Genomic DNA, 20749 nt, shown 5'->3' with positions numbered 1-20749 from the left:
ATTATTGGTGTCAGAGACAGTAATCATTGCTATATATTGATAGTGAGTGCTTACATTTATGGTCTTCATGGTTAAAAGATGAGTATCAGAGGGGGTTTTGCTGATTACAGTGAACTCTATCAACTCGTACGTCCCCACTGATTACAGTGAATGCTTAGGTTGTGATGAACTTACTGATTACAGTGGGTGTTTTTTTATCTATATGATTTTAAATGCTTTATTTATTTGTGAGCCATTGTGTTCACTGTAATCAGCATCTCACGTATTTTCAGGAACAAAAAAGTGACAGGGTTGGTCACGTTTGCCGATTACAGTGAATATTTTCCCGTTTACTGACTACAGTGAACGCATGATGGGTGCCTGAAAGCATGAATTAAACCATCCGCAGCTAACGTCACGGTGTCACTGATTACAGTGAACGTTCTGTTTCTGCAGCTGAGACACGGATGTCAGCGGCTGCCGGTGTTCTTTTCTACTGATTACAGTGAACATCGTCAGCGGGTTTGTGTGTGACCCATTACTGATTACAGTGAATGTTCGGCTCAGGAGTTAACACTACCCCTTACTGATTACAGTGAATTCGGGATATCGCTGCTTATTACCCATCATCGACTTCGTGTGGTCCATTGCTGATTACAGTGAACATCACCCCTTCTGTTCATCATCCTCTACTGATTACAGTGAATGTTTAACTTCTTCATCCTGGATACCACTTACTGATTACAGTGAATGTTACTGATTTGGCCTGAGGTACGTAACGCATGGAGAATCCCCTTAAACGCACTCTCAATCTTGCTGGCTACAGTGAATGTTTTCATGTTCCCCTGCCCTATATCGCGGTAAAAGCATCAGTCAGGAACAGACGAGGTTGCTCAGAGTAAGAAAGCAGCGACTGACTACAGTGAATGATTGCCGATCTGATGACACTTCGTACTGACTATAGTGAATGGTTGAGAGTTATATAGCCAAGTCTGCTCACTATAGTGAACGTTTGGTGATGCCGGGAAATTTGGCTTACTGAATACAGTGAACCTTTGCGGGGAGCGGAGAAATATCTTACTGACTACAGTGAACGATTATGGGTTTCACAAATTTCGACTGCTGTTTACAGTGAATGTTTGATGGAATTCAGGATAGAGTTCTCTTTTACTGATTACAGTGAATGATAGTGGTCCCTTCAATCGGTGTTAAACAGACTTCCGTTAGCTTATCCGCGTGAGAGACGGTTACTGATTACAGTGAATGTTTCGTGCGGGCTGCTGATTACAGTGAATCTTTTGCTGATTACAGTGAGTTTATGCCTGCGTTGCTTGTAAAGCTTGCTGACTACAGTGAATCTGTCTCCCCTTCACCCTTCACCCTTCACCCTTCACCCTTCACCCTTCACCCTTCACCCTTCGCTCTGCTCCGTACTTTTACCCACGACATTACTGATTACAGTGAATCTTTGCAGGTAAGCTCGAAAAATGATCAGCTTATCTTTTATTCATTTCATTTGGCTGCACAGGATTGCAGCACTGATTACAGTGAATGTTTGTAATAACATCCTCTTGGACAAGGTGTTTCGTTCACATCAGTTGTTTCTGAGTAAATGAGATAGATTTGCCTGATGTGCAGGATTTCGGTATAAAGTCATAAATCCTACATGTGTGGAGCAACTATGGCTAACGATGAAAAGCAGGTTCTGAAGGTCGCTCAACGGTCTGAGAAAATGCTCATGAGCCTGACGGAACAGATTCAGGCACAAAAAGAAGAGTTGCAGGAAAATACTTTTTACCAGGTTTACGCTAAAGCGGCACTGGCAAAGTTACCCAAGCTGACACGCGCCAGTGTCGATTATGCTGTGAATGAGATGGAAGAAAACGGTTATCCGTTTGATAAGCGTGCCGCCGGTAGCTCAACCAAATATGCAATGTCGATTCAGAACATTATCGACATCTATCATCATCGTGGTGTGCCCAAGTATCGCGATCGTCACGGTGATGCATTCACATTATTTGTGGGTAACCTGAAAGGTGGTGTGTCGAAAACGGTATCTACTGTTTCGCTGGCCCACGCGCTGCGCGCACATCCACACCTGTTATTTGAAGATTTACGCATTCTGGTTATCGATCTTGACCCGCAATCTTCCGCTACCATGTTCCTCAATCATGAGCGTTCAGTGGGATTAGTTGAAGCCACCGCGGCACAGGCGATGTTGCAGAATGTCAGCCGCGAAGAATTGCTCAACGAATTTATCGTGCCTTCCATTATTCCTGGTGTGGATGTGCTGCCCGCATCCATCGATGATGCGTTTATCGCTTCACGCTGGGATGAGCTTTGTGCCGAGCATCTGCCCCAGCACAATGTCCATTCTGTATTACACGATAATGTTATCGCCAAGCTGAAGAAAGACTATGACTTCATCTTTATCGACAGTGGACCTCACCTCGACGCATTCCTGAAAAACGCCATTGCCGCATCTGACTTGCTGATGACACCAGTGCCCCCGGCACAGGTCGATTTTCACTCCACCCTGAAGTATCTGACGCGTCTGCCAGAGCTGATTGGCATCATTGAAGAATCCGGCGCAAGTTGTCGTTTACAGGGCAATATTGGATTTATGTCGAAGCTCTCCAACAAAGCGGACCACAAACTCTGCCACAGTCTTGCTAAAGAGATTTTTGGCGGTGACATGCTGGATGCCGCCTTACCGAGGCTTGATGGTTTTGAACGCTGCGGAGAGTCGTTCGACACAGTCATTTCGGCCAACCCTTCTACCTACGTAGGTAGCAGTGAAGCCCTGAAGAATGCGCGTTCGGCTGCGGAGGATTTTGCCAAAGCCGTGTTTGATCGCATTGAATTTATTCGCCTGAACTGAGGTTACTATGAGCGCAAAACGCATAACGATTGGCAGAACTTTTAGCCAGACACCGCTGCAAACAGAAGAAACATCAGAAGGCCATACCCAGACTTTTATCCTGTCCACAGGTAAACGCGCCCAGTTCACGCTGGAGCACATTGCTGCAAAAGATATCGAAGATAAAACCTTTGTCGTGATGGAAACCAACGGTCGTGACCAATCGGGTCTGACACCCGAATCACTGCGCGACATTATCCGTACCATCAAACTCCAGCAGTTCTTTCCGGCCATTGGCGTCAAGCGTGATGACCGTATCGAGATTCTCGATGGTTCACGCCGCCGTGCTGCTGCGCTGCATTGTAAAACGGGTCTTGATGTTCTGGTTACCGATGCTTCAATTACGGCAGAAGAAGCCCGTCGTCTGGCACAGGATATTCAGACAGCCCGTGAACACAACCTGCGTGAGGTAGGCATGCGCCTGTTGGCGCTGAAAGATGGTGGTTTGTCACAAAAAGAGATTGCCCAGAGCGAAGGTCTTTCCCAGGCCAAAGTGACACGCGCATTGCAGGCGGCCAGTGTGCCTGCCGATCTCATCACGTTATTCCCTAACCACTCAGAGCTGACCTATCCCGATTATAAATCTCTGTTGCAGGCTTATGAAAAGTTGCAGGAGACAGGGCAGACGGTTGATGCGTTGATTGATGCCATTGGTATGGATGTTGATACCGTTTGTGCCAGAGACGGATTAGCGGAAGATGAAGTGAAGAACGGTATTTTGCGTCTGGTGCGTAATGGCAGCCAGACACTGGTGCAGTCACCCGCTAAAGATAAAGTCGTCGCCACCGCGCTCTGGACCTTTGCTGACAAAGATCGCTTCGCACGTAAAAAGATGCGTGGTCGCATGTTCAGCTATGAATTTAATCGACAGTCAAAAGAACTTCAGGACGAGTTGGATCGGGTGATTAACGAGACCCTGAACAAATACCTCAATCAATAAGCAATGCCGCCTTCGGGCGGTTTTTTTTGCCTCCTTTTCTTTCGCCAGCGTAATTTCACCGCTAACTGCATGAAATATCAGTAATGAGGTCTAAAATTTCAGGCTGAAATCGCCATGGTTTCACTCATCACGGACAATCCTTCCGATCATTGAACACAACCGGTGACGGCAAATTAACCATCCCGGTGTGAAGGCGACAATCCATTAAATTAAGATTGTCTGGAGCCGCACTGGACGGGAAATTATAAAGCTCGCCACGCCGATTTCATTCCTATCCCTATGAATCTAATGATTTTTAGAAAAAGATTTCAGGGTGAAATCGCCACATTTATGCACCCTGTCGAGACGCCATAATAAATACTGGCCAAAATTAGCCAGATGATATGCAACGATTTATCCACAGAAAAAGTGGATAACTTTCATCACACAGCAATTTGCTATGAGCCTCAAGTCAAGCCAGCAAACGTAATGTAGAAGAGAATTGCCAGACAGCATCTCTGACCCGAACCGGTTTATTAATTAAACCCAGCGCATAGAAACGATCGGCAATCGTCTGCTGTTCTCTGATAACTTCAAAAGCCATAGCTCGGGTCTGGTGACTGCGACGAGATAAAGCACGCTCAACCGAGTGAATTTCGAGACCCAATTCCTGGGACAGCAGCTTGGCAGATTCCTGTCTGTGACTATCGATAAACTGCCCGGTCTGCTGCAAGGCCTCCACCAGCTGGTGCACAATGTCATCGTGCTGCTGCACGTAATCACGGCGAGCCAGATAGAATTGATGATTCCGAACGCGCCCTTCTCCATTGGCGATAATACGTAATGTGGGGTTACTTTCTGCCGCGCTAAGTAATGGGTCCCACATCATCCAGGCATCTACAGCAAGATAATCGCTTACGGTTAACGGATATTTTGGCGGAGCGTAAACCACTTTTATCTCATCAAGACCAATCCCCGCTTCATCCAGCAACTGCAACAACAACCAATGAACATTGGAGCCTTTATTGACAGAAATGCGTTTACCGCGCAAGTCGGCCAGTGTGGTGATGTCGCTTTCGCTGGGGACAACGATGCCAACGCTGCTCGGCGCAGGGGGTTCCCAGGCGATGTAAGTCACCACATTACCGCTGGATTGTGCAAAGATCGGGGGAACCTCCCCGGTTGTGCCAAAATCAATTTCATTGTTCTGCAAGGCATAAAGCAACTGGGGACCTGCAGGGAACTCACTCCAAAGTACATTTACTCCCTGCTTTGCAAAGCACTGTTCAAGGCTCTGGCGGGCTTTTAACACGCCAAGATTGCCAAATTTTTGGTAACCAATACGAAGTTCGCGCTCACCAGGCGGAGACATCAGGGAAGATGCCTGGGGAGCAGAAGAGGATTTGCGACGGCCCTTAATCACGCCCTGATTGGCCAAATGCGTGCGTAAGGTATGGCGACTAATACCTAATAATGTGGCGGCCTGGGTCTGATTGTTATCAGTCAATTCAAGTGCGCTATTGATCAGGCTATTGATCACCCGGTTAAACAACTGATGTGGTTCATTGGCTAAATGCTGACGTAAAAAGCTATCAAGTGACGAATCTCGTACATCAGCAAAGCGGCGTTCACTGTAACCGGCAAGTCGCAGTTGTGCGGGAGTAAGGATTTCCTCCCGGCTAAGCAAAACCGCGTTATGCAATGTATTCTCGAGTTCACGGATATTGCCGGGCCAGCTGTATTCGAGTAACGCTTCGAGTGCCTCGGATGACAACCGCCTTGCCGGGCGACCGAGGCGTCGTGAATACAGGTTAAGGAAATGCTGAGCCAACACCGGGATGTCTTCGCGCCGCTGACGCAAGGGGGGTAACGGGACTACAGCAATATTGAGACGATAAAATAAATCCTCACGGAAACGACGTTCACGAATTGCCTGGGCGAGGTCAACGTGTGTGGCTGCAATTACCCTGACATCCACTTTGATGGGTTTACGCGAACCGACACGCGTAAACTCGCGTTCCTGCAATACGCGCAGAAGTTTAACCTGCAATGGCAAACTGAGTTCGCCAATCTCATCCAGCAGCAGTGTGCCACCCTGAGCTGATTCAAACCAGCCCGGATGCGCCTGGGTCGCGCCGGTAAACGCGCCTTTCTCATGCCCAAATAATTCTGCCTCGGCAAGGCTCTCAGCTAATGCGCCGCAGTTGACGGCGAGAAAAGGGCCATGACGGCGTGCGCTGTTATGATGCAGATAGCGCGCAACCACTTCTTTTCCGGTACCGGTCTCGCCGACGATCAGCACCGTAGCATCAGTCGGCGCAAACTTATCAAGCAACGACTGGAAAGCGCGTGATGCGGGATCAACCAGACGGGGTGAATCATTGAAATCAGCATAGGTTGTCAGCATGGTGTGTATCCTTAGTGAAGCATCACCACACGCTAACCAGGCACGTTCACTGTGAACAGCAGGAAAAAAGCATAACGAGTTGCAAATGCAACAAATGCTGTTGTGGCACGGTTGCGATTGCAACAGGCCAGATAGCAGCACCAGACAATAACCTACTGATAAATGGTAATTTATCGAAATTGCGAAGCTGGCATGATTTTCGCTATGGTCTATATAACTAAATAAATGCACCCGAATGTTCATTTTTTAATAAAGTTATATAGGAAATGCATACAGGCAATGGGGACAAGGCGATGCAGACACCGCATGTGATTATCGTTGGAGGCGGGTTCAGTGGTACGGCGCTTGCGATTCATCTTGCCCGAACTGCGACGACGCCCCTGCGCGTGACAGTGGTTGAACCAAGAGACAGCCTCGGCGCTGGCGTGGCTTATTCGACCCGGGAGCCTGCGCATCGCATCAACGTACCCGCTGCGCGTATGCAACTGAGCGGTGACGAGCAGGGCGCTTTCGACCGCTGGTATCGTCAGCAACCTGAATGTTCACTGGATTCAGTAGCGCATTGCGCTGATGGCGCGGTTTACCCACAACGTGGGATGTTTGGTCGCTATCTGGCGGAGCAATTTGCGCAAGCAGGCTTACAACATCCACAGGTGGTATTGCAGCACATTCAGGCCAGCGCCATCGCCTGGGAAGGAGAGCGACTGCTGCTGAGCAACGGGGAAGCACTACAAGGCGATGTGCTGGCATTGGCGATCAGCCATCCGCCACCGGCACTGCCTCGCGCCTTACTCCCTTTTGCGGCACATCCGGCATTGATTGCCAATCCCTGGCTACCGGGAGTGCTGGATAACATTGCCGTGAATGCCTCGGTCGCGATTATCGGTACCGGCCTGAGTATGGCGGATGTGGTGGCATCGCTGGCAACGCGTCAGCATCACGGGCCGTTGCTGGCGTTCTCACGTCGTGGGCAACTGTCGCGTGCCAATCTGAGCGGAGACTGGCCGGAGTGGACGCTTGCTCCGCAGCAGCAACCGAGCGTACGGCAGTGGCTACACCATATCCGTGCGGAAGTAGCACGCGCCGCCGAACAACAATTGCCGTGGCAGCGCGTGCTGGATGAGGTGCGCGTGCAGGGACAGGATATCTGGCAGTCCTTGCCGCCAGGCGAACAGCAACGTTTTGTGCGTCATCTGCGTTCATGGTGGGATGTCCATCGTTACCGCATCGCGCCACAGGTGGCGGCGGCTATAACCGAACGCCAGCAGGTGGGCAGCCTGCGCGTGTTAGCCGCACGCCTGATCAGGATCGATGCCAGCGACAAGCAACTGACAATTCAGCTGCATACGCGCCATGGCGTGACGGAAAATCATCAACTCGATCATCTGATTGTCACGACCGGCCCCGGCCATGAGGCATTGACCGCCAGCCAGCCGTTGCTAAAGTCGCTCAGTCAACAGGGCATCATTCGCGCCGATGCGCTGGGATTTGGTATTGATGTCGATCGCCACTCCCATACGCTGACGCAATCCGGCCAGCCGAACGCCGGGTTGTTCGTTGTCGGCCCGGCAGCCCGCGCGCGCTTTGGTGAGCTGATGGGCTTGCCGCAGGTGGCTGATCATGCCGCCGACGTCGCACGCCAGATTCTGGCATCGCTGCCACCCACTCACGCGGAGCGATGTCCCCCTTTCGCCCCTTAATTCCCCAACATTTCCCAAAAAATTAACTGACGAACGCCGGGTCGCACAGCGATCACGGCCTCGCTATGGAGATTGCTATGCCATCGCAACGTGAAATTCGCCTGAATGCTTTTGATATGAACTGTGTCGGACATCAGTCGCCGGGCCTGTGGGCGCACCCGCGTGACCGTTCCTGGCAATATAAAGACCTGGAATATTGGGTCGATTTAGCCCGCCTGCTGGAGCGCGGAAAATTCGATGGGCTGTTTATCGCCGATGTGCTGGGTGTTTACGATGTCCTTAACGGTAATGGCGATGCGGCCATTCGCCAGGCGACACAGGTTCCAGTGAACGATCCGCTGGCGTTGATTACGCCGATGGCGCTGGTGACCGAGCATCTGGGGTTTGGGCTGACGGCATCGTTGTCGTTTGAACACCCTTATCCGTTTGCCCGCCGTCTCTCGACACTCGATCATCTGACCAAAGGGCGTATCGGCTGGAATATTGTCACGTCGTACCTGGAGAGTGGCGCGCGCAATATCGGTCATAAAGCGCAAACCGATCACGACAGCCGTTACGACTATGCCGACGAGTATTTGCAGGTTGTTTATAAACTGCTGGAAGGCAGCTGGGAAGCGGACGCGGTGCTGCGTGACCGTGAACGGCGTATCTTCAGCGACCCACGCAAAATTCATCCTATCAACCACCAGGGCACCTTCTTTAGCGTGCCGGGCATTCACCTTTGCGAACCCTCTCCACAACGCACGCCGGTATTGTATCAGGCAGGGGCTTCCAGCCGGGGCAAGCAGTTTGCGGCGGAACACGCTGAATGCGTATTCGTGGCTGCACCCTCCAAAGTGCTACTGAAGAAAACCGTGGCGGACATTCGTCGTCGCGTGGCAGAAGCGGGGCGCGATCCGCGCAGCATTCTGATCTTTAACCTGCAAACGGTGATTGTCGGTGAAACCGATAAAGCGGCGCAGGCGAAATGGCAGGAATACAAAAATTGGGTGAGCTACGAAGGTGCGCTGGCGCTGGTATCAGGTTGGACCGGTATCGACTTCGGTCAGTACCAACCGGATCAGGTGCTGAAGTATCTGCACACCAACGCCATCCAGTCGGCGGTTGAAACTTTCTCAACGGCTGACCCCAATCGCCAGTGGACGGTTGCCGCGCTGGCGGAGTGGGTTGGCATTGGTGGCTTTGGCCCATTACTGGTCGGCAGTGCGGTAACAGTAGCCGATGAACTGCAAAGCTGGGTGGAAGAAACTGACGTCGATGGCTTTAACCTGGCGTATGCGCTGACTCACGAAACCTTCGAGGACGCGGTGGAGCTGCTGATCCCTGAGCTGCAAAAACGTGGTGTATATAAGCAGGACTACGCCAGCGGCACGCTGCGTGAAAAATTGTTCGCTGCGGGGCCACAGTTGCAGGCACCGCATCCCGGGGCCGGTTACCGCGTGCAGTCTGTACCGCAGGAGGTCATATGATCGAAATCGACGCGCTGAGTAAGCACTATCGTGCCCCCGATGGCCGGGTGACCGAGGTACTGAGATCGATCAACCTTGAAGTCCAGCCCGGCAACATCACGGCGGTGGTCGGGCCGAGTGGCGCAGGGAAATCGACGCTGGCGAAATGCATCAGCCTGTTGGAACAGCCGAGTGCGGGTAGCATCCGCGTTAATGGTCACGATCTTTCACGTCTGAGTGGTGAGGTGCTGCGGTGTGAACGACGTGCCATAGGGACAGTCTTTCAGTCTTCCGCATTATTGCAGCGTAAATCAGCGTGGGAAAACGTCGCGCTGCCACTGCGTTATCTCGGGGTGGTTGAACGTGATATCGCCGCACGGGTAGGGGAATTGCTGGAAAACGTCGGACTGAGTCATAAAGCCTGCGCTTTTCCCGGGCAGCTTTCCGGTGGGCAGCGTCAGCGCATTGGTATCGCCCGTGCGCTGGCGCTGCGTCCCTCGGTATTACTGGCCGATGAAGCGACATCCGGCCTTGACCCGGAAGCCACCGTCACCATTCTCGACCTGCTGCGCAAGCTACGTGATGAATATCGTCTGGCAATCGTATTAATCACCCATGAGATGGACGCGGTGCGCCGTGCGGCAGACGCCGTCGCGGAGATTCGTGACGGTCAGATTGTGCATTACGGCGTGGTGAAACAATTGCTGGCGCAGCCTGATTCACACCTGGCACAGCAGTTGTTGCCGCTGGCTCCACAGCCCGCGTTGTCAGAACTGGTACTGCAGCTCAGCTATCGCACCGATGTGCCGGTCGTCAGCGACTGGATATCGCGGTTGAGTCAGCAATTCGGGCTGCGTATCGATCTGTTGGGGGCGCACGTTGAGCAGGTTAATGGCCTGCAGCTGGGACGATTGCAGGTTGGTGTGCATTTCCAGCGTGAGCGTGTGTCGCTGTCGCATCTACTCAACCAGCTGGAACAGCTGGGGTTGAGTGCCAGCGTGGTCGCGGGTGTAACGATGTTGAAGGAGGCGGTATGAGCGTCTCGGTGATGAGTCAGGATACCCCGTGGAACGAGATCCCGGCGCTGATGCTGCCTGCCATCGGTGAAACCGCGTTAATGGTCGGTATCGTGATATTGTTTGTCGTAACCTGCGGCGGGGTTGTAGGGGTGGTGCTGTTTAACACCTCCGCGCGGGGGCTGTTTCCCCATCGTGGTGTAAATCGGGTACTGAGCTGGATCGTCAATATGGGGCGTTCGTTGCCTTTTCTGGTACTGATGGCAGCGATTATCCCGTTCACCTTCTGGCTCACTGGCACCACCATCGGCATTCCGGCGGCGGTGGTGCCGATGATCGCGGCGGGTATGCCATTTTTTGGTCGCCTGGTGGATAACGCGCTGCGTGAATTGCCGGGAGAAGTGACGGCCGTGGGCCTGGTATGCGGTGGTTCGCGCTGGCAAATCATTCGCCAGGCGCAGCTGAGCGAAGCCCTGCCAGCCATCGTCGCCGCCATCACCCTCAACCTGATTTCCATGATCGAGTATTCCGCGATTGCCGGCACCATCGGCGCAGGCGGGATTGGCTATCTGGCGGTGGTGTACGGCTACCAGCGTTTTGATAACCACATCATGATTGCCACCATCGTGGTGCTGATCTCCTTTATTCAAACGATTCAATTTCTCGGTGACCGCCTGGTTACCGCATTACGCCATCCTCAGGGGACATCGCTATGACAACACAGGAATTTGAGTTACGTAAAACCCGCCGCTGGCCGTGGCTGCTACTGATTATAGTGGTCATTGCTGGCGCGGCGGCGACATGGTTCTGGCGTAGCCAGCAACCACAAGCAGTAGTGTTTGGCTCCACGTTAAAAATTCACTATGAACCGGCGATGGCGGGCGAGCAGAAGCTGATTGAGTTTGTGAACGACCATATCGCGCCAGATTATGGTTTGAAGCTGGAGGCGGTAGGGGTTCAGGACCCGGTACAGGCCGATCGGGCAGTGGCCGAGGGACAATACGCCGCCACGGTTTACCAGCACCAATGGTGGCTGAAGCAGGTGGTGGATGCGAATAATTTTGCCCTGACGCCTGCGCTGCCGCTGTTCCAGTGGGCATTTGGTATCTATTCGGATCGTTATCGCTCGGTAGAAGACTTGCCACAGGGTGCCACCATTGTGGTGCCGGATGATGGGGCGAACCAGGGGCAGGCGCTGTGGCTGTTGGCACGCCAGGGGTTGATCACTCTCGACCCGAATGTCGAGCCCCGTACGGCGAAACTGAAAAACATCACCGGCAATCCGCATAATTTTGTGTTCAAAGAGCTGGATTTGCTGACGATGCCGCGTGCGCTGAACTCCGTTGACGCCGCAATTGGTTATGTATCGCAGTTTGATGCCGGTAAAGTGCCACGCGACAAAGGGATTTTGTTCCCGCCCGCACCACGGACTTTTGCCTCACAGCTGGTGATCGGCACGCCGTATCTGTCGCAGGAGAATATCGAAAAGCTGAAAAAAGCGTTTTCTGACCCCCGCTTACAGCAATGGTTAAAAACTACCAATGATCCACTGGTAAAAGGTGTTTTGGTGCCGGTATCCGCTGACTAAACCCACATTTTAGCCGACTTACCCGGACACGCGAAGCGTGACCGGGTTTTTGTGTTTTTTATTTGTTTATGTTATTGATATATAACAAATTAATATCCATATTTGTTGTTTTGCATCGCTGGATTTAACGCCTATAACAACCTCACCTGCATAACTAAAAACATCGTGAGGCGTTATGAGTACCATCCCTTTAGAAAACACCTTGCCGGTTTCAGAGCCGGTTCGTTCGGTCAGCGATGTCGCGCGGCTGATCAACACCCGCAGTGAGAAAAACAACTATGCCCGCATGATTGTGTTTCTTGCGCTTGGTGGCGTCTTCCTCGACGCCTATGACCTCACTACGCTTTCATACGGTATCGATGACGTGGTGCGTGAATTCCAGATCTCTCCTTTTATTACCGGGCTGGTGACCTCATCGATCATGGTCGGGACTATCGTCGGTAACCTGATTGGCGGCTGGCTGACCGATAAATATGGCCGCTACTCGGTATTTATGGCTGACATGCTGTTCTTCGTGGTGTCGGCCATTGCTGCCGGGCTGGCACCCAATGTCTGGGTACTGATAGGTGCGCGCTTCCTGATGGGCATTGGCGTGGGGATTGATTTGCCCGTGGCGATGTCGTACCTGGCTGAATTTTCCAAATTCGCCGGGAAAGGCAACAAAGCGGCCCGGCTCGCCGCCTGGTGTCCGATGTGGTATGCCGCGTCGACACTTTGCTTCCTGCTGATCTTCGGCCTCTATTTCCTGTTACCGAAAGAACACCTCGACTGGCTGTGGCGTGCTTCGCTGTTGTTTGGCGCAGTACCTGCCTTGCTGATCATTGCGGTGCGCAGCAAATTTATGAACGAATCCCCACTGTGGGCGGCCAATCAGGGTGACCTGAAATCGGCGGTACGTATCCTGCGTGATTCTTACGGCATCCATGCCCATGAAGCGGAACCGGAAGCGCCTCCGGCATCAGCCGCGCCAAAAGTGAGTTTCCGCGTATTGTTTGAAAAACCGTGGCGTGAACGCACCATCGTAGCTGGGGTGATGAACATCTGCATCTCGTTTGAATACACCGCGATTGCTTTCTTCCTGCCGTCGATTCTGGCGCAATTTCTCGGCGCAGGCGTATTTGAAACCATTTCGGCCTCGCTCGGCCTGAATGCGTTGTTCGCCTTCACCGGCGGCCTGCTGGGCATGCGTCTGGCGTGGAAGTATCCGTCGCGTCATGTGGCGATCGCTGGATTTGCCCTGCAATTCCTCGCCCTGATTGCGCTGGCGTTGATTGGTCATCCCGAGGCGGTTACGGGCATCGTGTTTGCCGTGCTGATGTTGGGTCTGTGGCTGTTTGCCGAAGGTTTTGGTCCGGGGGCGCAGTTGATGGTCTATCCGGCGTTGTCTTATCCCACATCGATTCGTGCTACCGGCGTTGGCTTCAGTCGCGCGTTGTCTGGCATTGGTAGCGCTCTCGCGCTGTTTATTCTGCCGATGCTGCAATCGGCGCTCGGTACCAACATGTTCTGGGTGGTGTCACTCAGCGCGCTTATCCCGATCTTCTTTCTGCTGGCGGTGCGCCATGAGCCAACCCGTCACGATATCGATGACCTTTCCCCTCAGGAGTAAACCATGACCTTACTTGCCACAGGCACTGATTACACCCAGCTTGCCGCCCATTTCCGCCCGGTGTTTGCCCGCATCGCGACGGGTGCTGCCGACCGCGAACGTCACCGCACGCTACCGGATGACCCCCTGCAATGGTTGAAAGAGGCGGGTTTTGGCACGGTACGTATCCCACGTGAAAAAGGTGGCTGGGGGGCATCACTCCCGCAGCTGTTCCAGTTGCTGACCGAACTGGCCGAAGCGGATTCCAATCTGCCACAGGCGCTGCGCGCACATTTTGCCTTTGTCGAAGATCGACTGAATCAGCCGGATAGTCAGGAACGTGATGGCTGGTTCCGCCGTTTTATCGATGGCGAGCTGGTGGGCAGCGGGTGGACGGAAATTGGCACGGTTAAACTGGGTGATGTTGTTACCCGCGTCACGCCGGATGAAAAAGGCTGGACGCTCAACGGCGAGAAGTTTTACAGCACCGGTACCCTGTTTGCCGACTGGATTGATGTCTATGCACGGCGCAATGACAACCAGGGCGATGTGATTGCCCTGGTCAGCGCCCATCAACCCGGCGTGAGTCGTGAAGATGACTGGGATGGTTTCGGGCAGCGCTTAACCGGCAGCGGCACCACGCGTTTTGAGAACGCTTATGTTGAGCAGCAGCATGTGTTCGATTTTGCCGAGCGCTTCCGCTATCAAACCGCGTTCTATCAACATGTATTGCTGGCGACGCTGGCCGGTATTGCCCGTGCGGCCGCGCGGGATGCGACACAGGGGGTGGCGGCTCGCCAGCGGATTTACAGCCACAGCAACGGCAGCGCGTCACGTCAGGATGTGCAGGTGTTGCAGGTGGTCGGTGAAGTGACCAGCCTGGCCTTTGCCGTGGAGGCGACGGTGATCCGCGCGGCACATTCACTGCAATCAGCATATGAAGCGCATATCAGCGCTGATGAGGATTACATCAACGCCGTCAATGCCGAGGCGGAAGCCGAAGCCGGACAGGCGCAGGTGATTGCCAGTGAACTGGTGCCCCGTGCCGCGACAGAATTGTTCAATGCGCTGGGGGCGTCCGATACCCGTCTGAGCAAAGCGCTGGACCGCCACTGGCGTAACGCCCGTACCGTGGCTTCCCACAATCCGGTGATCTACAAAGCACGCGATATTGGCGACTGGAAGGTGAATGGCACACCACCGACAGCCATCTGGCAAATCGGCGGGGTGTAGCGGCGTGATTTATCACGCAATTCCGCGCGCAGTGTTGGAAAATACCGCGCGATAAATTGCGCAGCTAAGGTATGTGCAAATTATTGGGTTGCTTTTTTATCCAGCGACCAGGTTGCGCTGCGTACGTCCACCTTCACCGGCAGCAGGCCGACACGGGTAAAACTATCCGCCAGAGCCTGCTGTTCAGAAAATACCTGCGGTGTCATGCGTTGCGCGCCATAGGGCAGGCGTGCCAGCGTGGTTTGCCAGATAGCTTTATCCAGCCCGGTTGATTTTGACAGAATCGCAGCGGCATCATCCTGGTGCTGGTTAGCCCAGTCGCTAAGCTTACTCAGCTCATCTACCACCTGTTGCGCCGCTTGTGGGTACGTTTCCGCAAAATGACGACTGGCGAGATAGAAGGTGTAATGTGGCACCAGGCCTTCGGCATTGCGCACCTGACGTGCGCCGGTATGCGCTTCCACTTCGGCGAGGAACGGATCCCAGATCACCCAGGCATCAATCGCACCTTTCTGGAACGCAGCACGGGCATCGGCGGGAGGCAGATAAACCGGTTTGATATCTTTGTAGCTTAGCCCGGCTTCTTCCAGCGCTTTCACCAGCAGATAATTGACGTCCGAGCCTTTATTCAGACCAACGCGTTTGCCTTTGAGATCGGCCACGCTTTTGATCGGTGAATCGTTGGGTACCACGATTGCTTCCGTTTTCGGATTAGCCGGTGAATGCGCGAGGTAGACCAAATCCGCTTTAGCCGCCTGAGCGAAGGCTGGTGGCGCATCCCCGGTAGCGGCGAGGTCGATACTGCCGACGTTCAGTCCTTCCAGCATTTGTGGTCCGGCAGGAAATTCGACCCAGTGAACGTTAATCCCTTCTTTTTTAAAGGTGTCATCCAGCGAGCCACGGTACTTCAGCAGCGCGAAGATATTGGCTTTCTGATAACCGATAGTGACGGTTTGCGGATTCGCCGCGAAGCTGTGTGCGGAAAGCAGCCCAAGGCTTAACGCCAGCGTGCTTAATACATGCGTTTTACGTTTCATCGTTGTTCTCTCGTGGTTTTTTCACCACCATAGCAAAGCGCATATATAACCAATAAATAACGATTTTTGATCGCTTATAACTTTATTTGCTGATTTGTTCACATTCACTGTAATCAGTAAAGTGAGAAAAACGTCGCGCGGAATTTCCATAGATGCCCATATAATTAGCACGGTAATAATTTGTATAACAAATCAAAATGCCAACCACAGAGGCTTCTGCCAGGATAGAGTTCCTCCCTGCCTGCTCAAGGTCTTTTAAGCTTTATGAAGTGGTTTTCTCAAAGCGCAGTGCTGTTTTCTGCCAAAACCTGTCTTGCTGCCTTTCTGGCTTTTTACATTGCTCTGGAACTCAATCTCGATAAACCGGCCTGGTCGCTGACTACAGTGTACGTTGCTTCCCAGCTCTACTCCGCTTCAACGGTGTCGAAATCGATCTTCCGTTTCTTTGGTACGCTGTTGGGTGGTCTGTTCACGCTGCTGATCTACCCGGCTACGGTGCAGGACCCGATACTATTCAGCCTCGCAATCTCGCTGTGGGTGGCGGTCTGCCTCTATCTGTCGTTGCACGACCGCACGCCGAAAAGTTATGTATTTATGCTGGCGGGATATAGCGCAGCCATCATGGGGTTCCCCGATGTGACGTCACCGGCGTCGATTACTTACACCGTCATCTCACGTATTGAAGAAATCACTGTGGCGATTGTGTGCAGCAGCCTGGTACATCGCCTGATTATGCCGGTGTCGATGCGTCATCTGCTGGAGCAGAGCGTCAGCCAGTGGTATCAGAACGCACGCAATCTGTGCCGTGAGCTGGTAACCGCGATGCCAGCCGAGAAGACGGTTGAACGGGAAGGCATCCTGATTCAGATGGCGAACTACCCGCTGAATGTGGAAACGCTGATTACCCATTGTGTCTATGAAGGAGACTCCGCGCGTCGTCTGGTGCGTCTGGTCAGCGTGCAATATCAGCATCTCTCTTATCTGATTCCGACCCTGACAGCCATTGAGTCGCGGCTTAACCTGCTGGCACAACAGAACATTCTTTTCCCCGAGTATGTTGCGCAGGCGTTTCAGCAATTCCTGCTGTGGCTGAATGGTGATGACGATCAACCGGTGCATGCCAATCTGGTGGCGGCGCAGGATCAACTGAAGCAGGCATGGGAAGAGGGTAGGTTGAACAGCGAGGAGAGCATTTTATTGCTCGGATTGCTGGAACGGTTGCTGAACTTTGTGCGTATCGCCCATGCTTACCACAGCGTCAGCGAGCGTGTGAGTGAGTGGACACCAACGGTGAAACCCGGAAAAACCGTGGCACGTACCCATCGGCATATCGACAAAGGTTTGTTGCTGCTCTCATCCTTTACCGCGTTTATCGCCACTTTTGCCACCTGTCTGTTCTGGATCGGCAGTGGCTGGGTGGATGGTTCGACCGCGCCGATGATGGCGGCGGTGCTGTGTTCATTCTTTGCCGGAATGGATAGCCCGATCGCCCCCATGAAGTTGTTCCTCAAAGGGGTGATCATTGCGGTAGCCATTAGTCTGATGTACATCGTGTTTCTTATCCCACAGGCCATCACCTTTGAAGCGCTGATCATTTGTCTGGCTCCGGGCTTGCTGGCGCTGGGTTTGGTGATCGCCAATCCTTCGACTAACCTGATTGGCCTGATCGTCGCGACACAGATACCTGGCTTTATCGGCATGAGCCATCACTTCAAACCGGATTTGCTGCTTATAGTGAACGCTGTGCTCTCGACCATGCTGGGTATCGTCTTTGGGGTGGTGATTACCGCCTTGATCCGTAATAAACGGCCATCGTGGACGGCGAAACGCGCGATGCGGAAAGGTATCCGCGAGCTGCTGCAATTTCTTTCGGCGATGCGGCTTAATGGCGTAACCCTGTCGATGCGTCAGCAATTTGTGGCACGCACGCTGGATAAGGTGAATGTGATCCTGCCACGTAAACGCGTTGATCCGGTGCCGGACCTGGTGGCGGGGGGAAACCTGATTGCTGAAGCCTGGCTGGGAGCTAATTGCTATGACTTCTATACACGTCATCAGACCTTACTGGCAGCGCATAACATTGATAGTGGAGCGATGTTTCACGAGCTGAGTCTGTTCCTGAAACAGCGTCTGAAGTCGCTGCAAACCCAGCCGCAAGCGGCATTGTTGCTTGAGCTGAACCGTTTGTTGCTGGGACTGGAGGCGGGGGCGTTACAGGATCGCGCTCTGTTTGTCCCGCTGTTCCATTTATTTAATATTCGGTTATCGTTATTTCCGACGGCACGATGGCCGGACAAAACAAAGGACGCACAATGAAACTGATCGGTCTGATTGGTGGGATGAGCTGGGAATCAACCGCGCTGTATTACCGCATTATCAATGAGCAGGTGAAGCAGCAACTGGGTGGATTGCACTCTGCGCGTAGCCTGATGTATAGCGTCGATTTTCAGGAAATCGAGAAAATGCAGATGGCCGGAGAATGGGAAAAAGCCGGAGAGATGCTGGCCGCTGCCGCCGTCAGTCTGGAGCAGGGTGGGGCAGATTTCATCGTGCTTTGTACCAATACCATGCATAAAGTGGCTCATCAGATCACGGAGGCTGTGCAGATTCCACTGCTGCACATTGCTGACGCCACGGCGGAGCGTATTCGTCACTCAGGGGTAAAACGCGTGGGGTTGCTGGCAACAGCATTCACTATGGAACAGGATTTCTATAAAGGTCGCCTGCAACAGCAGTACGGCATCGAGGTACTGGTGCCCGCCGCTGCGCAACGCAAAGTGGTACACGACATCATCTATCAGGAATTGTGTCTCGGTGTGATTCGCGATGAATCGCGGGCGCAGTATCGCGAGATTATCGCGCAGCTGGTGGCTGATGGCGCTGAAGCTATCATTCTCGGTTGTACCGAAATCACCCTGCTGGTCAAACCGGAAGATGCGACAGTGCCGTTGTTCGATACCACGCTGATTCATGCGCAGGATGCGGTGAAGCTGGCGCTTTCAGCGTAAGCGTTTTTCCCTGCGCTGCTTTTCTGCTGCCTCATTTCTCTGGCGTAAGGTCTGTAAAAATACCTGAAACGCCGGAGAAAGCAGGCGACGGCTGGGGTAATAAATGTGATAACCGGCAAAAGGTTCGCACCAGGCTTCCAGCACCCGCACCAGCGAGCCAGCCTCTAGCTGGGCTTGCACCATATCTTCCATCACCATAGCTAATCCCAGCCCGGCCTCGGCAGCTTTCAGCGTTGCGACGATATTATTGACAATAAATTGCCCATCAACGCGTACGTTGAGTTCGCGTTCCCCCTGATTAAATTCCCACACATAGATGCCACCTGAACTGGGCAAGCGGATATTGATACAGGAATGATGGGTTAAATCATGCGGCGATGCAGGAACGCCATGCCTGGCGAAATAGTCGGGTGTTCCCACCACCGCCAGGCGCAACTCGGGGCCAATACGCGAGGCGATCATATCCTGTTCCACCTGCTCGCCGAGGCGAATACCGGCATCAAAACGTTCACTGACGATGTCTGTCAGGGCGGAGTCCAGCGATAGTTCAACTTTAATGTCAGGGTAGGTATGCAGTACCTCGTTGATGGCGGGCCAGATCAGGGTGTCTGCTGCGTGCTGTCCCGCCGTGATACGAACCGTTCCGGCGGGTTTATCGCGAAACTGACTTAGCGCCTGTAATCGATTGTCGATATCGCTAAACGCCGGCCGCAGAGTATTTACCAGCTGTTCACCGGCTTCCGTTACGGCAACATTGCGTGTGGTTCGAATCAACAGACGCACACCGAGGCGTTCCTCCAGGCGTCGTACGGTCTGGCTCAGTGATGGTTGCGAGGTACCCAGCCTTGCCGCTGCGCGCGTAAAGCTTTTTTCTTCAGCCACCACTAAAAATGCGGCCAGATCGCCCAGCTCATCTCGAAGCATTTATAAATCTCAGATATAAGTTCATTAACTATTAAGCATATTATCACCTGAATCACCCGCGTATAGACTTTCGCTCATTGATTGAACCGCAGGGCGGCAATCCCTTATGACGAACTATTGAGAGGTCAATATGACGAAAGATATCGTGGTAATAATTGGTGCGGGTGGCATTGGTCAGGCGATTGCACGCCGTCAGGGATTTGGCAAAACGCTGCTGCTGGCCGATTTCAATGCTCAGACGCTGCAACAGGCTGCTGAGCAGCTCCTGGCGGCGGGATACCGCGTCGAGACGCAGGATGTTGACGTGACATCGCGCGACTCGGTACAACGGCTGGCTGCTTACGCGACTTCACTGGGTAATGTGATGCAGGTGGTCAATACTGCCGGTCTGTCACCGAATATGGCCCCGGTAGACAAAGTTCTTGAGGTTGATCTCTACGGTGCTGCGCTGGTGTTTGATGAGTTTGAAAACGTTATCGCTCCAGGTGGGGCAGGCCTGATTATCTCCAGCATGGCGGGCCATATGATGCCCGCGCTGTCAGCGGAACAGGATCAGGCGTTAGCCTTTACGCCAGCTGACGAATTGCTGGATTTACCTTTCCTGCAACAGGATGCTATCCCGAATACCCTGGTAGCTTACATGATGGCGAAGCGCGCCAATCATCTTCGTGTGCAGGCATCGGCTATCAGCTGGGGTGAGAAGGGTGCACGGGTTAACTCGATAAGCCCAGGGGTGGTTGTGACACCGCTGGCGCAACATGAACTCAACTCCGAAATTGGCGATATCTATCGCGCAATGGTCGATGCCTCTCCGGTGAAACGTATGGCTCCCCCAGAGGAAATTGCTGTTGCGGCGTCTTTCCTGCTGGGTCCGGATGCCGGATTTGTTACTGGCAGCGATTTACTGATTGATGGCGGTGTGATTGCGGCGATGCGCGCAGGAAAATTGCAAACACCGGGTTAATGAGGTGAATCTCTGGCC

The 20749-nt window shown here is 53.1% G+C and carries 15 protein-coding genes; 12 read left to right on the top strand and 3 right to left on the bottom strand.

The features are described from left to right. Positions 1-1660 precede the first annotated feature (1660 nt). Both PW844_RS08835 and PW844_RS08830 read left to right on the top strand, forming a co-directional pair. Positions 1661-2860, top strand: coding sequence for an AAA family ATPase (locus PW844_RS08835; protein WP_084881176.1), 1200 nt, complete (start codon positions 1661-1663; stop codon positions 2858-2860). Positions 2861-2867: 7 nt separating this feature from the next. Further along, entirely contained in the window at positions 2868-3839 is a 972-nt protein-coding gene (locus tag PW844_RS08830; RefSeq protein WP_299450445.1) for a ParB family protein, read from the top strand. Between the two features lie 451 nt (positions 3840-4290). Here the strand turns inward: PW844_RS08830 and PW844_RS08825 are convergent, their stop codons facing one another. After that, entirely contained in the window at positions 4291-6225 is a 1935-nt protein-coding gene (locus tag PW844_RS08825) for a sigma-54-dependent Fis family transcriptional regulator (RefSeq protein ID WP_299450442.1), read from the bottom strand. A 293-nt stretch (positions 6226-6518) separates the two neighbouring features. Between PW844_RS08825 and PW844_RS08820 the strand changes: the two genes are divergently transcribed. From PW844_RS08820 to PW844_RS08790, 7 genes are all read left to right on the top strand, one after another. Then, entirely contained in the window at positions 6519-7925 is a 1407-nt protein-coding gene (locus tag PW844_RS08820) for an FAD/NAD(P)-binding protein (protein ID WP_299450439.1), read from the top strand. 77 nt (positions 7926-8002) lie between these two features. Next, positions 8003-9394, top strand: coding sequence for an LLM class flavin-dependent oxidoreductase (locus tag PW844_RS08815; protein ID WP_299450436.1), 1392 nt, complete (start codon positions 8003-8005; stop codon positions 9392-9394). Continuing rightward, positions 9391-10410 (top strand): methionine ABC transporter ATP-binding protein, encoded by a 1020-nt coding sequence (locus tag PW844_RS08810; protein WP_299450433.1) that lies wholly within the window; start codon positions 9391-9393, stop codon positions 10408-10410. Before PW844_RS08815 ends, PW844_RS08810 begins: the two co-directional genes overlap by 4 nt. After that, positions 10407-11105 (top strand): methionine ABC transporter permease, encoded by a 699-nt coding sequence (locus PW844_RS08805; protein ID WP_299450431.1) that lies wholly within the window; start codon positions 10407-10409, stop codon positions 11103-11105. Before PW844_RS08810 ends, PW844_RS08805 begins: the two co-directional genes overlap by 4 nt. Further along, positions 11102-11977, top strand: coding sequence for a MetQ/NlpA family ABC transporter substrate-binding protein (locus tag PW844_RS08800; RefSeq protein WP_299450429.1), 876 nt, complete (start codon positions 11102-11104; stop codon positions 11975-11977). Before PW844_RS08805 ends, PW844_RS08800 begins: the two co-directional genes overlap by 4 nt. Before the next feature lie 175 nt (positions 11978-12152). Continuing rightward, positions 12153-13586, top strand: coding sequence for an MFS transporter (locus tag PW844_RS08795; RefSeq protein WP_299450426.1), 1434 nt, complete (start codon positions 12153-12155; stop codon positions 13584-13586). A gap of 3 nt (positions 13587-13589) precedes the next feature. Continuing rightward, on the top strand, positions 13590-14798 hold the full coding sequence (locus PW844_RS08790) for an acyl-CoA dehydrogenase family protein (protein ID WP_299450424.1): 1209 nt from the start codon (positions 13590-13592) through the stop codon (positions 14796-14798). Between the two features lie 80 nt (positions 14799-14878). Here PW844_RS08790 and PW844_RS08785 read toward each other — a convergent pair whose 3' ends face one another. After that, entirely contained in the window at positions 14879-15835 is a 957-nt protein-coding gene (locus tag PW844_RS08785) for a sulfonate ABC transporter substrate-binding protein (RefSeq protein ID WP_299450422.1), read from the bottom strand. Positions 15836-16099: 264 nt separating this feature from the next. On the opposite strand from PW844_RS08785, the gene PW844_RS08780 reads away from it, so the two are divergent. Together PW844_RS08780 and PW844_RS08775 are read left to right on the top strand one after the other, a co-directional pair. Beyond that, positions 16100-18151: an FUSC family protein gene (locus PW844_RS08780; RefSeq protein WP_299450419.1), complete on the top strand. Its 2052-nt coding sequence runs from the start codon at positions 16100-16102 to the stop codon at positions 18149-18151. After that, positions 18148-18843 (top strand): aspartate/glutamate racemase family protein, encoded by a 696-nt coding sequence (locus tag PW844_RS08775; RefSeq protein WP_299450416.1) that lies wholly within the window; start codon positions 18148-18150, stop codon positions 18841-18843. Before PW844_RS08780 ends, PW844_RS08775 begins: the two co-directional genes overlap by 4 nt. On the opposite strand, the gene PW844_RS08770 is transcribed toward PW844_RS08775, so the two are convergent. After that, the gene (locus PW844_RS08770) at positions 18835-19767 is read right to left on the bottom strand and encodes a LysR family transcriptional regulator (RefSeq protein ID WP_299450413.1); all 933 of its coding nucleotides are present in this window, start codon (positions 19765-19767) and stop codon (positions 18835-18837) included. The genes PW844_RS08775 and PW844_RS08770 overlap by 9 nt on opposite strands. A gap of 130 nt (positions 19768-19897) precedes the next feature. Between PW844_RS08770 and PW844_RS08765 the strand changes: the two genes are divergently transcribed. Then, positions 19898-20731 (top strand): SDR family oxidoreductase, encoded by an 834-nt coding sequence (locus tag PW844_RS08765; protein ID WP_299450410.1) that lies wholly within the window; start codon positions 19898-19900, stop codon positions 20729-20731. Positions 20732-20749: the final 18 nt, after the last annotated feature.

This window comes from Pantoea sp. (assembly GCF_028283705.1).
GTDB lineage: Bacteria > Pseudomonadota > Gammaproteobacteria > Enterobacterales > Enterobacteriaceae > Pantoea.
The sequence above is the reverse complement of the archived record's forward strand: the minus strand, read 5'-3'. Positions and strand labels throughout refer to the sequence as shown.